The organism is Paenibacillus sp. HGH0039, from assembly GCF_000411255.1.
Lineage (GTDB): Bacteria > Bacillota > Bacilli > Paenibacillales > NBRC-103111 > Paenibacillus_F.
This window is the reverse complement of record NZ_KE150412.1, coordinates 45,896-59,572: the sequence shown is the minus strand read 5'-3', so window position 1 is coordinate 59,572 and position 13,677 is coordinate 45,896. Positions and strand designations below refer to the sequence as shown.

General features: G+C 45.3%; 10 protein-coding genes and 1 pseudogene. 7 read left to right on the top strand and 4 right to left on the bottom strand.

Features of this window, described 5'->3' with window-relative positions:
* Window positions 1-206: 206 nt before the first annotated feature.
* Window positions 207-1,082: a CPBP family intramembrane glutamic endopeptidase gene (locus tag HMPREF1207_RS00120; RefSeq protein WP_009675141.1), complete on the bottom strand. Its 876-nt coding sequence runs from the start codon at window positions 1,080-1,082 to the stop codon at window positions 207-209.
* Between the two features lie 365 nt (window positions 1,083-1,447).
* Between HMPREF1207_RS00120 and HMPREF1207_RS00115 the strand changes: the two genes are divergently transcribed.
* From HMPREF1207_RS00115 to HMPREF1207_RS00105, 3 genes are all read left to right on the top strand, one after another.
* Window positions 1,448-2,770, top strand: a complete 1,323-nt coding sequence (locus HMPREF1207_RS00115; RefSeq protein WP_170318688.1) for an erythromycin esterase family protein — start codon at window positions 1,448-1,450, stop codon at window positions 2,768-2,770.
* Between the two features lie 302 nt (window positions 2,771-3,072).
* Complete coding sequence (locus HMPREF1207_RS00110; protein WP_009675143.1) at window positions 3,073-3,609, top strand: pyridoxamine 5'-phosphate oxidase family protein; 537 nt, start codon at window positions 3,073-3,075, stop codon at window positions 3,607-3,609.
* Between the two features lie 103 nt (window positions 3,610-3,712).
* Entirely contained in the window at window positions 3,713-4,456 is a 744-nt protein-coding gene (locus HMPREF1207_RS00105) for a YggS family pyridoxal phosphate-dependent enzyme (protein ID WP_009675145.1), read from the top strand.
* Here HMPREF1207_RS00105 and pdxR read toward each other — a convergent pair.
* Window positions 4,453-5,904 (bottom strand): MocR-like pyridoxine biosynthesis transcription factor PdxR, encoded by a 1,452-nt coding sequence (gene pdxR, locus HMPREF1207_RS00100; protein WP_009675139.1) that lies wholly within the window; start codon window positions 5,902-5,904, stop codon window positions 4,453-4,455. The genes HMPREF1207_RS00105 and pdxR overlap by 4 nt on opposite strands.
* A 217-nt stretch (window positions 5,905-6,121) precedes the next feature.
* Here pdxR and HMPREF1207_RS00095 point away from each other — a divergent pair, with 217 nt between their 5' ends.
* Genes HMPREF1207_RS00095 through HMPREF1207_RS00085 form a run of 3 tightly spaced genes read left to right on the top strand, consistent with a single transcriptional unit; the run spans window position 6,122 to window position 9,755 of the window.
* Complete coding sequence (locus tag HMPREF1207_RS00095; RefSeq protein WP_009675142.1) at window positions 6,122-7,612, top strand: aminotransferase-like domain-containing protein; 1,491 nt, start codon at window positions 6,122-6,124, stop codon at window positions 7,610-7,612.
* A gap of 27 nt (window positions 7,613-7,639) precedes the next feature.
* The gene (locus tag HMPREF1207_RS00090) at window positions 7,640-8,578 is read left to right on the top strand and encodes a D-alanine--D-alanine ligase (protein WP_016423333.1); all 939 of its coding nucleotides are present in this window, start codon (window positions 7,640-7,642) and stop codon (window positions 8,576-8,578) included.
* The gene (locus tag HMPREF1207_RS00085) at window positions 8,571-9,755 is read left to right on the top strand and encodes an aminotransferase class I/II-fold pyridoxal phosphate-dependent enzyme (RefSeq protein ID WP_009673919.1); all 1,185 of its coding nucleotides are present in this window, start codon (window positions 8,571-8,573) and stop codon (window positions 9,753-9,755) included. Before HMPREF1207_RS00090 ends, HMPREF1207_RS00085 begins: the two co-directional genes overlap by 8 nt.
* 138 nt (window positions 9,756-9,893) lie before the next feature.
* On the opposite strand, the gene HMPREF1207_RS00080 is transcribed toward HMPREF1207_RS00085, so the two are convergent.
* A complete protein-coding gene (locus HMPREF1207_RS00080) occupies window positions 9,894-11,012 on the bottom strand; it encodes a mandelate racemase/muconate lactonizing enzyme family protein (protein ID WP_009673917.1) in 1,119 nt (372 codons plus the stop codon).
* A gap of 812 nt (window positions 11,013-11,824) precedes the next feature.
* On the opposite strand from HMPREF1207_RS00080, the gene loaP reads away from it, so the two are divergent.
* A complete protein-coding gene (loaP, locus tag HMPREF1207_RS00075; RefSeq protein ID WP_016423332.1) occupies window positions 11,825-12,361 on the top strand; it encodes an antiterminator LoaP in 537 nt (178 codons plus the stop codon).
* 761 nt (window positions 12,362-13,122) lie between these two features.
* On the opposite strand, the pseudogene HMPREF1207_RS30695 reads toward loaP, so the two are convergent.
* Window positions 13,123-13,280: pseudogene (locus HMPREF1207_RS30695) on the bottom strand (IS5/IS1182 family transposase); the annotation flags it as partial.
* Window positions 13,281-13,677: the final 397 nt, after the last annotated feature.

Below are 13,677 nucleotides of genomic sequence, written 5' to 3'. Positions count from 1 at the left end.
TTATATGAATGTCGGAGGACAAGAACACAGGTATTCCTTCCGATCTCTCGAATGGAAATAACACAGCTCGACTGTCCTTCAGAAATTTGTACGCATAGTTAAGTTAGACTCCTGATCCATATGTTGAAAGGTCAAAAAAAGCCTTCGTTCGGTATACGGCCGGACGAAGGCTTTTTTTAATTGGCAATACTCTGAAACTTTCCGGCTTACTTAAGAAGTTTTCTGCGGGATACAAAGATCGCGGCAATAAAGATAATAAAAGCAGTGATCATACCGGTTTCTCCGATCCAAATTTCGGTATGATTTCCGGTAGTTGCACGCGCGAATGGTCCTTGAACAACGGCATTCCACACGGAATGGATGATAACCGCAGGCCAGACGCTGCCTGTGGCAAGCCGCAAATAGGCGATAATATAGCCGAATGGAACGATACATAGGTAGAGGCCGGCTACAGTGAGAATAACGGACGGCCCTGCTACATATAAACCGGCTATCACGATTGGAACATGCCAGGTTGCCCAGATCAAACCGCTAACGAGGATGGGACGCGGAACTTTGGCATCGACCAACCTTGTCAGCATGTACCCCCTCCAGCCGACTTCTTCTCCCATAACCGGGATCAGGTTGATCAAGCTTCCCAGAATCCCGGTCACGACGACTATCAGAATGAAATTCAGCGGGGTTGGCAGATGCTGCAGTCCGAGAATATGGAAGACCGGTTCTAACGTACCGCCCACAGGAAGTTGAAATATAGCTAGTCCGCTGAACCAGGCGATGGAGTAGGTGATGAAACAGATGATCATAGGTATCAGTACGGCCAACCCGATGCCTCTCCATATTCCCGTGCTACCGAGATTGAACGATACGTCTTTAAACCCTTCCCGCAAGAGAATCCGGGCTAGAATGGAAGAGAGCGCGGGCGTAAACATGTACACGATGATGAGCGGGATGCTCTTCGTCAAGATTACGGCTATATTCATGATAATAGAAAAAACGAGCAGGATTCCTAAAAAGAGTAGAAGACCTTTTCTGGCACGATGAACTTGTTCCTTGGTAGAGAGCGCTGCCGCATTAGATATCATAGTAACCCTTTCCTTCCTCATTCATTAGTTTGTTCTTCATTCATTAGCTTACTCTTCAGCTAAAGAGCTAACAGAATATTGACTGATTTTCCATCAAGCTCACATCCTTTTTCGTAATCATTAGGTACGTTTTGATGAGCTCATTATCACCGGGGGATTGTCATTATCGCTAGTGATAGAAAGTCATTTCTCTCAACGTGATGTTTTGTCAAACCGTTTTATGACGGTTCGTCACTAGGAAAAATGATAGTAAATGAGTGACAATCGGATCAAAGCGATTGACGCATTGTATTAACTTGCGGATTATCTTGCTTAACTAGTTGAATGAGGTGGAGACGATGAAAAAGAAAATGATGTACGGCGGAATGGTAGCGGTGGTCAGTGCCGCTCTGCTGGTTGGAGGGTGCGCAAAGGAAGGGGAGACTAAAACGGTAGTAGTTACCCAATCCACTGAGCCTGTCCAAAACGATATGATCTCATCCATTAAATCGCAGGCGAAGCCATTGAAGACGATTGACCCGATGCAACCATTCGATGATTTGCAGCCGCTGAAGAACATGATCGGAGATGCCCGTTATGTCGGATTGGGAGAGAGTACTCACGGAAGCTCCGAAATATTTACGATGAAGTTTCGGCTTGTGAAGTATTTGGTCACCGAGCTGGGTTTTACGAATTTTGGGATGGAAGAAGATTGGGGGAGCGGTTTAAAGCTGAATGAATATATCCAAACGGGAAAAGGGAATCCAAGAGAATTTTTGAATCTGTTGTATCCGACGGATGAAATTGTAGCCATGTTGGAGTGGATGAAAGAGTATAATGCCGATCCTGCGAACAAGAAGAAAATTCAATTTATCGGACTTGACATAAAATCGCTGGATTCAGGTGTCTATCAAAAAGTGACAGATTATGTTAAGCGGCATTATCCCGATATGCTGGCAGAAGTGGAGCTTAGCTACAAAGAGCTTCAGTTATCAACCGGAAACTTGCAGGATTATATGAAGCTGTCCCCCGAAGTACGAGAGCGGTTTAAGGTGAACGCAGAGAAAGTCGTCCGATTGCTTGAAGAGAAGACCAAACAGGCAGACAAAGAGAAAGATGCAGCCGAGCTTGTCTGGGTGAAAGGAACAGCGATGGCTATACGGAATTTCACCACCATGCTGATTCCTGATGACTATCCAAGCATGATAAAGCTGCACGAGCAATATATGGCCGACCATGCGGTATGGGCCGGGGAGGCGCTTGATGGTAAAACGATGGTATGGGGCCACAACATCCACGTAGCCAAAGGAATTATCGACAAACAATTATATCCGGACGGTTCCGGTAATTTTTTGAAAAAGCGTCTTGGCGACCAATATATCGTCATGGGAAGCACCACTTCGGAGGGCGATTTCACCCTATACAGCGAATACAGACCTGACGGAACCGGGAAGCTCGGAACGGAAAAAATTCCTCAGGATGTGAACAGCTCCAATTATATGCTTGGAAAAGTTTCTCCTGAAATGTTTCTGCTTGATGCCCGCCATCTTGAAGGACCGGCCAAGCAATGGGTTGGTGAAAAGCGACCTCTGCTGAGCCTAGGGGGACAACTCATCCCGAACGCGCCGGTATACTTCGACGCGTCTTTACTGGAACAATTTGATATTCTTTTTCACATCCGGAAAACAAGTCCGTCCCATATGAAGTAACCGTCGGAGTTGCGTAAGACCGATCAGTACATATGACAGGGCCGCGGACTTACTGATTCCGAGGTCCACGTGCACCTCCTCAAAATACTCATCCATGACGGATGGGTATTTTTTTGTTTCCGTCATATGAGAAGATGAAATATACTCCCCACATTCTTCTTCATTAGACCTTGTTCGTCAACTTTAGGAGAGCGTTGCGTTAATTATGGATTGGAATAATTCTATATTTATGGACGTTTATATCCATTCCAATGGCTGATAAACTTACCTCACGATACTTCAATACAATAGGAGTGATAACAATGGATAGAGTACGTTACAAGATTAGAGAAGTGTTGGACAAGAGTAAGATTGATACATTTCTGCTGCAAGCTCGAATCGGACAACTTGGTATGGTCGATGGTCATCTGCCGTATGTCGTTCCGCTCAATTTCGTTTGGACAAATGGGAAGCTTTATTTCCATGGAGCCACCGGTGGGAGAAGAAATCAGGTGATGGGTGCTAATCCGGAGGTCTGTTTTACGGTTTGTGAAGAATATGGAACTATTACTGATCCGGTGCCGGCCAAAACGGACACAGCTTATATGAGTGTAATGATTTTTGGCAAGGCACAGCCTATCGTCGATCTGGATGAAGCTACACACATGCTGCAAGAAATGATGCATAAGTATGTGCCTGGTTACTATAATCGGCCGTTACCTCGGCAGCACGTAGATAAATACCGGTCAGCGGTATTTGGCGGTCCTGTTCAGGTGTACAGAATTGATCCACACCATATCACCGCGAAAGAAAATGCAGTAGAAGAAGAAAAAATGTTCAAACCTGGAAAAACCGTGTGAGATATTCTTATTTATACACAAGTACCCGTAGAGTCTCAACAAAATCATCGAATTTAAAAATGTGATCATTTACAAACGTGGGCGGAAAGAGGGGAAGAGACACATGGGCCATCTGGTTGAAGAGAATCTCAAAATCGTGAGGCAGCAGATGGAATTGGCTTGCCAAGCCTCGGGGCGCAAGCTGGAGGACGTGAAATTATTGTTGGCAACCAAAACCGTACCGCTTGATAAATTGCAAATGGCCATACAAGCGGGTGAAGCTCTTTTTGGGGAAAACAAAGCGCAAGAACTTCGGGACAAATTTCCGCTTATGCAGCAATATAATCAAGTGGAATGGCATTTTATCGGACATCTGCAAACGAATAAAGTGAAGGACGTTGTCAAATATGTTACGTTCATTCATTCTGTGGACCGTTTGAAATTGGGGCAGGCCCTACACAATCAGCTCGTCAAAGAGAACAAAACCATGGATATTCTTGTGCAAATCAACACGTCCTACGAAGAAAGTAAATTTGGTGCTCGTCCCGAAGAGGCACTGGAGTTGGTGGAACAATTGTCACAGTTCGAAACGTTAAGCGTGAAAGGCTTAATGACGATTGGAAAACTGAATGCTGCAAACGACGAGACCCGGCACTGCTTCCGATTATTAAAATCTATTCAATCACAAATTAGGGAGAAAAAGATTCCGCGTGTAGAAATGGATATCCTCTCGATGGGCATGTCTAGTGATTTCCGGGTGGCCATAGAAGAAGGAGCAACAATTATCCGCGTAGGGACAAGCGTATTTGGCCAACGTTACTTGCCGGATGGCTATTACTGGAACGAAAACGCGCACCGGGACGATTAGGGTCGGGGATGCTTGTAAGATAAAAGTATCCCCGCCAGACGATAAATGCCTTCTTCAATGGCTGCTTCATCTACTTTAGCGAAACCAAGTACCCATCCTTTACGATCGCTTTCCAAACAATACGCGCTAAGCGGATAAACACGGATTCCTTTTTCGAGTGCCAGGTTCGTCACGGCTTCTTCGTCAAATGATTGATTAGCTTCAAGCAGCATATGCAATCCCGTTTCTACGCCACTTAGTGTGAAGTGTTCACTCAGACCTGTCGCGATGATGGCCTTCGTCATGGCTTCGTGCCTGCGCCGATATATATTGCGAACTCGTCTCATATGACGCATGAAATGACCATGTTCGATAAAATGAGTAAGCGTAATTTGCTCCATAATCGGAAGATGACGATAGGTTAATTCGTGAACCCGGGCAAGCTGACGAATGGCCTCTTTGGGACCAATGATGGCCGAGATCCGAATACCGGGTGCAACCATTTTGGAAAAACTCATCATATACAACGTGTTCTGAGGTCGCTGGCTGAACAAGGTTGGAAGCGGATCACCGCGATATCGAAATTCGCTGTCGTAATCATCCTCAACAATCCAAAACCGCTGCCCGGCAGCCATGTGTAACAATTGTTGCCTGCGAGGCTCCGACATAATAACTCCAACCGCACACTGGTGCGATGGCGTAACAAAGACAAGTTTGGATTGAGGGTGAATGCGGTTAACGCATAGCCCGTACTCGTCGACCGGAACGGGTACAACTTGCATACGCCGATACTTCATCGCCATCCAGGCAGCAGGGAAGCCGGGATCTTCAACCGAAACCGTATCTCCTTCATGTAAAAGGGCTTGTGCGATCAAATCGATGCTATGTTGTGCGCCTGATGTTAGTATGATTTGATCGATATGCACATGAACGCCCCGTTCAAGTGACAAATAACGTTGAATCTGCTCTCGCAGCGGCAGGAATCCGTAGGAGTCGCCGTAAGCCCAACTGTCCAGGTCTGTTTCAGTGGAGGCATGTAAAAAAGATTGCCTCCAATTCTTTTGAAAATGTCCGTCTAAATAAGGCTCATGGGGACTAAAATCGATCTCTGCTTTTCGATTTTCTTTGTCTCCGAACCAACTGTGCAAATGGCCGATTGCAGAGTTTAATAAAGGCAATTCGGGGGGGACGGGTCCTTGTGTCGCTGAAACCTCTGAAGGACGGGTCGCATAGGTCCATTTGCTGACTCTTGTCCCGCCGCGACGAGAGGTTACGGTGTACCCGCGGCTGAATAATTCCTCGTAAACAATCTGTATGGTTGAACGGGAAACGCCAATCAATGGAGCGAGTTCGCGGGATGGGAGCAGCAATTCGCCCGGCGGCCATTTTCCGGTTGTGATATTATGAATCGCTTGGTCTAGAAGCTGCTGCCAGATGGGACGTTCGTCATCTCGGTTTACTTTTAGCATTCATTCACCTCTAATGTTTCTCCGGGATTATGGATTGCTCTAAAAGATTATATATGAACAATTATTCACACTCCATTGACTGATACATTATCATAACAAAATGAGGACGTACAGGGGATAAAATGCGGAGGAACCACCGAAGGATTAAAAATCCAGTGCGGTGGTTCTTTTTTTCTCCGGTCTCCTATGCCATCATTATAGACGGGGGCGATGAACGATGTTCCAGGATTTCAAGCTCGTCGGTGACCGTCCGGTCGCGCTGCAAGTGAAAGAATACATCAAACGGTTAATTATAAAAGGTGCGCTTCAGGCGGATCAGAAGCTGCCCTCCACACGAGAAATGAGCGGTCTGCTAAAGGTGAGCCGCAATACAGTCATTGCAGCCTATGAGGGTCTCGAGGATGACGGATTTAGGTATGCGATTCCCGGCAAAGGCAGCTATGTGGCCGCTACGGGAGGGCATTTGACTGCAGACCCCGGAGGAGCTGACGGCTCTGCCGCCTGGCAGATCGACTGGAAGGCAAGAATGAACGAGTATGCTGTATCGGCTGTGGAGCTGGATAGGATGAAGCAGGGCATTCGCGCCCAAAAAGGAGTCATCTCTTTCACAAGCATCGCTCCGGATGAGCAGTTGTTTGATCTGGGGGATGTAAGGCGAGCCTTTATGGATCGGATGGCAATCGAAGGGCAGGTGCTGCTCAACTACGGCTATGCCAAGGGCTATAAGCCGCTGATCGATTACCTGATACGTTATATGGAGAATAAGGGCATCGATATAAGCGGCAAGGATATGTTGATTACAAGCGGGTTTACAGAAGGCTTTGACATTGTGTTGTCGGCACTGCGCCCTTCGGCGCGCCGCGGAGCGGCCATTTGTGAAAATCCGACCCATCATACAGCGATCAAAAATTTGAAACTGCAAGGATTTGAAATTACCGGCATTCCGATGGAGCGTGACGGTATTGATGTGAAACAGCTTGAGAAGGTATTGCAGAACCAGACAAACAGTTTTGATCTGGCCTATTTGACTCCTTCCTATCACAATCCTACTGGCATCGTCATGTCGCCGGCGAAGCGCAGCGCCGTTATCAAATTAATGACCCGCTATCAGATTCCGGTGATCGAGGATGGATTCAATGAGGAACTGCGCTACTCGGGAGCACATGTTGCCCCGTTAATAGCGACAGCAGGGCAAGGGAACGGAGTCATCTATATCGGCAGCCTCTCCAAGGTGCTGTTCCCTGGCTTGCGAGTGGGTTGGGTGCTTGGAGACCGGTCGCTGATCAACAATCTGGAGAGCATTAAGCGTGCACGCACCATTCATACATCAACAATCGATCAATCGATTTTATATCAATACTTGCTCAACGGAAATTTCGATAAATATATAAAAAAAGCGCGTATGGAATATAAGCGCAAATATGAGCTGACGAAGGCGTGCTGTGAAGCACATCTCCCTGAGGCGCAGCTGTCTGGCGACGGGGGCTTGCATTTGTTTCTTACCTTCCCGTCAAGCGTAGATACACGCCAACTGCTAGAAGCTTGCACAGAACAGGGGGTTATTTTTACGCCGGGAGACAAGTTTTTTATTCAAGAAGGCGAAGGGACGAATACATTGCGGCTTGGTTTTTCACGAGTGACGGATGAAAATATCGAGCGGGGTATTCAGATAATCGGCCAAGAGGCGCGCAGCTTTCTTCAGGCATAACGATTTTTAAGAGAATGAGGGATCATGATGAAGATCGGCGTTATTATGGGTGGTATTTCCTCTGAACGAGAGGTTTCTCTGCAGACAGGTCAAGAGATGATCCGGCATTTGGATCGCAGCCGCTATGAGGTGGTTCCAATTGTGATCGATCAGCGAGCGGATTTAATCGCACAGGCTCAACAGGCAGACATAGATCTCGCGCTATTGGCGCTTCACGGCCAGTATGGCGAGGACGGCACGGTGCAGGGAGTGCTGGAGACACTGGGCATTCCATATACAGGCAGCGGTGTCCTGGCAAGCAGCCTATGCATGAATAAGGAACTATCCAAAAAGCTGCTGAAGGCTGTAGGCGTGCATACGCCTGAAGGCCTTTGCTGGCAGGGGATGAAGGATTATAAACCGCAGGCAGTGAAGCGGCTGGGTTACCCGGTTATTGTGAAACCGAATATGGGGGGATCCAGCATCGGTATCCAACTTGTGCATAAGGAGAAGGAATTGCTGCCGGCTGTTCAGCAAGCTTGCAGTTTCGATCAGGAGATCTTGATTGAGCCCTATATTAAAGGAACGGAGCTTACCTGCTCGATTGTGGACGGCGAGGTATTACCGATTATCGGGATTCGCTCCGCGCATTCGGAGTGGTTCGACTACAAAGCGAAATATGAGCCCGGCGGCGCTGAGGAGAAGGTGATCCAGCTCCCTCCAGCTACCCGGCAGCGTGTGCGTGAAGCTGCGCTTGCCAGCTACCGGCTGCTGCAGTGCAAGGTCTATGCAAGAGTCGATATGATTTTGTGTCAGGATGTACCTTACGTGCTGGAAGTAAACACCTTACCGGGAATGACCGAGAATAGCCTGCTTCCGAAGAGCGCAGCAGCTGCAGATATGACGTTTACACAGCTGCTGAACCGTATTATTGCCAGCTCGCTCCTTGAGCGGAAACAGGAATGGGGGATGGTGCAAGATGTTTAGTGAAGAAGGTACAGGGCAGTTTTTATCCTCGCGTGTACGGGATATTCGGCCATCGGGTATTCGCGCTTTTTTTGATCTGAATGCAGCAGGCGGAGATACAATCGCCCTTGGAGTCGGAGAACCGGATTTCGTTACACCGGAAAAGGTGCGTGAAGCCTGCATTCAAGCATTGCGTGAAGGGAAGACGAAATATACCTCGAATGCCGGCTCGATGGAGCTGCGGGAGGAGCTTTCGGCTTATCTTGCCGACAGCTTCACGCTTTCCTATGATCCCGAGCAGGAAATTCTCGTGACAGTGGGGAGCAGTGAAGCCGTCGATCTGGCTCTGCGAGCAGTGATTAATCCGGGTGATGAGGTGCTTATTCCGGCGCCAAGCTATGTTGCCTATGAACCGATTACCCATCTGCATGGCGGTAAAATCGTGGAGGTAGCGGCTTCGGTACAGGAGCAGTTCAAGCTGACTCCCCAAGCACTTCAAGCGGCGATTACGCCTCATTCGAAGGCTTTGATGATCAATTATCCGTGTAATCCGACCGGAACAGTTATGACTAAGCAGGATTGGATGCCAATTGTAGAGCTCGTTATCAAACATAATTTGGTTGTCATTTCGGATGAAGTTTATGCCGAGCTGACTTATGGCAGAAAACATGTCAGTATCGCTTCCTTCCCGGGCATGAAGGAGCGTACGATTGTCATCGGCGGCTTTTCCAAAGCATTCGCGATGACAGGCTGGCGGGTAGGCTATGCTTGCGGCCCGCGCGAGTTGATAGCCGGCATGCTTAAAATCCACCAGTACACGGCCATGTGCGCCCCTACCATCGCGCAGATCGCCGCAATCGAATCATTGCGTCATGGCTTGGCTGCCAAGGATGAGATGATGGCGAGCTACAATGAACGCCGCAAGCTGTTTGTAGCAGGCTTGAATGCAATCGGACTAACCTGTCACGAACCTGAGGGAGCTTTCTATGCCTTCCCTTCAATTGCTTCTACTGGCATGTCATCTCAGCAGTTCGCTCTTCGGCTGCTGGAGGAAGCGAAGGTGGCGGTCGTGCCGGGACATGTATTCGGATCCGGCGGAGAGGGTTTTATTCGCTGCTCCTACGCAGCCTCACTCTTCGATTTGGAGAAGGTGCTGGAGCGGATGGGAAGGTTTATGCGGGCGGCGCAGCCGATTTGATGAAACGATCACCATTCACTGAAGTTATCTTCATCGAAACTGATTTCAGCATACAGAAGAAACTAGAGAGAACTTCAACGTCACTGCAGTGGGTTGAAGTTTTTTTGTTCATCTATAAACACGTCACCTTGCAGGAAACTATTCGTAACTGCTTCCGTCCCATTGATAAAATGCAAGCATCTCCAGGTCGATTTCAATCCCGATTCCGATGCCGTATGGAATGGCTATCTCACCATTTGAAGGTTGAACCGAAATCAAATGGTTAAACGGGTTGTCCATAACATCCCATTCCACGGGTTCGATCATTTCCGTTTCCATTTTGCTCCATGGTTCCAAACAGGCTTGAGCAAATAAAGCATATAAGCGTGTTAATGCACCGTCATAGGCATGAGGCGTTGCACGAATGCCAAATTTTCTGGCAAGGCTTAATGTTTCCCTGTACTCGTCTATCCCTGCAATATGCAAGGGATCGGGAGTGATATAATCCAGAGCATAATGGGAGAGCAGGGGAATAAAATCCGATGCCGTTTTGATGTTCTCGCCTCCGGCCAAGGGAACAAAGAACCGGCTTCTTAATACAATATATTCAGCTATATATTTAATTTGGAGCGGTTCTTCCATCCATAGGAGATTGGGCGATTTCTCAAGCATAGTCTTCCATTGAAGAGCTGCCGCCACATCATAACTTTGATTGGCGTCTAGAGCCAAACTAATCTTTCCTTGCAACAAATGTTGTACGGACAGAACATGGCGTTGATCCTCAGCGATTGATTTACCGCCTATTTTTATCTTGATCATGTTAAATCCTTCGGTAACCGCTTGATTAATCGCTTCAAGTGAGTGTTTGTGCCAATCCGTTTCTACTGAATAGGACTGAAACGAGGCATAGACGGGTACTTTATCCCGATATTTTCCGCCCCATAGGTCGCATACGGACAACCCGCTCGATTTGGCTAAAATTTCTGTTAAAGCCATACTAACAGCTGTGGCTGCGCGCGAATGCCACTTTTTTAAAGTCAGAACCAATTTGCTTCTGTCAACGATCGGTTTACCTATCAAATAAGGAATGATTCGCTCCTGAAAACCTTTATGCAAGGTTGGCAGCCAATCCACACACTCTCCCCAGCCTTCGACGCCGGTATCCGTAGTAATCCGGAACAAATAATTGGTTCTGTATGATTTAATGCCGTTGGCATCTCCATATGCCGCGGGAAGACGATAAAAGAGCGGAAAGGTTTCGATTTTATGAATTAGCAAGCAAACGCTCCCCCTAAACTTGTTGTTCCTCCTTAGTATGTCACGTATTCACCGTTTTATGTCGGAAACTAGAATGAAAGTGTCAATTATTAAACCATTTATTCATTGCGACCGCGTGGAAGATTTACAATCCGGATCCTATCGAATAAAATTCAATTCCTTTTTCGAGAAAAGCAAAAAAAATGGCACACTGTCCCGTGACATTGTCCACGCTACTAGAAACACCAAAAATTAAGCCTTTTTAAATGTCGGCTAATGGGGATCACATCCTAGGAAATCTCTTTACCCTAAAATATGTGATCCGGCGAAAAAAAAGTATAACACTGACGACAGGACTTCATAATGGGATTTACGAACGCGTAGCCTGAGACAATAATTTCGGTCTGCCCGCTTTTTAATAAATGAACATTCAATTTGTATGAAACTTGATGAAAGGTGAGGGATAAGAGAAATTATAGAGATCATGCAACTGAGGACAAGATTAAGATCAAATTCATGACAAAATTGTCTAAGAAGTGTTTACCCGCTGAATAATCTCAGCGGTTTTTTTGAGTTTACTTGGAAGCTCTGCGATGAATATTGTCTCAAACCACTAGCAGAAACACGTTTACGAAGATAAACGGAATTTTTATTTAAACCAACGGGACTGAACTGCACCACGATTGCTGGATATGTATTACCTATTATCTACAATTATTTAATCACATACAAAATAAAATGCGAAAACCTTTATTCTACAAAATATTACAAATTTTTCAGGGTAAAGGTTGTATTATATATCTATAATATACAAATTAAAGGGGAAGCGGAAAATGAAATACTGGTACGCATTATTTGTTGAATCCAATCAAGAAGAAATGGTGCTCCAACATCTTAATCTGAATTTTGACTCCTCTGTTTTAAATGCCTTAGTCCCTAAGCGAAGAGTGCCCGAGAAAAAAAACGGCAAGATTCAACATGTTATAAAGAAACTTTTTCCTGGCTATGTTCTGATCAATTGTAGGTTGACCGACGAAATCTACTATAAAATTAAGAGAATCCCCCGTTGCTATCGTGTCGTCCATAATGGAAAGAGCTTTAACAAAGAGGAATGTAAAATAGAGCCTCAAGAAATCGAACCCATTATCAAATTGCTTGGTGATAGAGGTACACTGGAGTATTCTAGCGTTTATCTTGTTAAGTCAAAAGTACTTGTCACTTCAGGGCCTCTAAAAGGATTAGAAGGAATCATTAAAAAAGTTGATAGCCGTAAAAATAGAGCTAAGATTTCACTGAACTTTTTGGGAAGCGAAAAACTAGTAGATGTTGGAATTGAAATTATTCATAAATTAAATCCACGCTCCTTATGAACCTTCAAATTAAAAATCCGGCGAAGGCTGACTGTAGCCCCTCTTCGGATTTATGTTGTAGAAGATTTACTCGGTTTTGAACGAAATTATCATTTGACATCTGCTTCAATTTTTTGATCGATTTTTTCAAACGCCTGGATAACTTGACTAATATAAGCATCCAGCAGATTTTATTTCCATATATTACATATAAATAACCATTATGGCTGGATCATAAGACAAGCAAGGTAGGGATTCGTTCATCTGGGATTAAAGTTGCCATAGATACATTAGCGCGTATGTGTGAAGTGTGTTAAAGACTACAGTAAGAAACAAATTCAATCACTATTCTGATAACTATTGACAAAGTTTTATGAACAGGAGTATCATTTGATCATGATATGTCGCTTTATAACATATTAAAACAATTAATGTATTAATGTAGATGAATATAACAATACCTGACTGGCAATAATCGATGTTTCGGCACGTTATTGGTCATAAGGAGACATAACAAGTAGCTTGAGTAGTTCGGTGAAAAATATGGCTGGACGAGAGGGCGAAGCTATGTTTTTTTTTTTGAAAAATGTCGAAATGAGTAATTACACACAAATACATAAGAGTAAGCGACCTATATGTAAATGGATATAGGTCGCTATTTTTTTGCAGATTGAGTTACACAATTATGCATTACCTTAAAGAGCAACAGATTACTCCAATTTCATCAACTTCATTTTTTGAATCCATAGTTGCATAATTAAATGTGTAGTTTGGATGCTGTAAAGTGATCCCTTTCAATAATGGAATGGCAGCTTTTCCGTTATGTAAATTCCCAGAAGAAAGCAAGTCTCCAAGAATATACTGACTCCTTGTTCCGACTTCTAAGTGACCTTTAATTCCATAACTAAAATAGATTTTTCCCCGCACTACTTTTCTTGATTCTCGTAGATTGATTTCTGTTCTTCTTCCATTTTCTTTTTTTTGAACCAAGCTTCACGCTCGTGTTTAGGCTTTCGACCACGCTTTTTCGATACAGGCATCTTTTTTTCTTGTTTGGCTGGGGCTTGGTCTCCTGAATGTCTTCGAGAGCTTTGCTCTGACTGATCTTTACTACTGATCGGGATTAAGAAGCTGCCGAAGGAATTGTTTCTACAAGAGAGATTCCACATTCCGGAATATAGGTCATAGGGAGTTCACCTCGTCTCTTTGGTTTGCTTAGTCACTTAACCTGTTCGAGATTTGGGGAGGTACTCCTTTTTGATGCCTGAAGAACCTTGTTATATCAAGGACTGAGATTTATTAAATTGATTCATTTACTATTCATATGGGGGTAGATC

Bases quoted from the DNA above. Each gene is read 5' to 3' on its own strand.
- HMPREF1207_RS00120 (WP_009675141.1), bottom strand. From the start codon at position 1,082: ATGATATCTAATGCGGCAGCGCTCTCTACCAAGGAACAAGTTCATCGT.
- HMPREF1207_RS00115 (WP_170318688.1), top strand. From the start codon at position 1,448: ATGGTAGCGGTGGTCAGTGCCGCTCTGCTGGTTGGAGGGTGCGCAAAG.
- HMPREF1207_RS00110 (WP_009675143.1), top strand. From the start codon at position 3,073: ATGGATAGAGTACGTTACAAGATTAGAGAAGTGTTGGACAAGAGTAAG.
- HMPREF1207_RS00105 (WP_009675145.1), top strand. From the start codon at position 3,713: ATGGGCCATCTGGTTGAAGAGAATCTCAAAATCGTGAGGCAGCAGATG.
- pdxR (WP_009675139.1), bottom strand. From the start codon at position 5,904: ATGCTAAAAGTAAACCGAGATGACGAACGTCCCATCTGGCAGCAGCTT.
- HMPREF1207_RS00095 (WP_009675142.1), top strand. From the start codon at position 6,122: ATGTTCCAGGATTTCAAGCTCGTCGGTGACCGTCCGGTCGCGCTGCAA.
- HMPREF1207_RS00090 (WP_016423333.1), top strand. From the start codon at position 7,640: ATGAAGATCGGCGTTATTATGGGTGGTATTTCCTCTGAACGAGAGGTT.
- HMPREF1207_RS00085 (WP_009673919.1), top strand. From the start codon at position 8,571: ATGTTTAGTGAAGAAGGTACAGGGCAGTTTTTATCCTCGCGTGTACGG.
- loaP (WP_016423332.1), top strand. From the start codon at position 11,825: ATGAAATACTGGTACGCATTATTTGTTGAATCCAATCAAGAAGAAATG.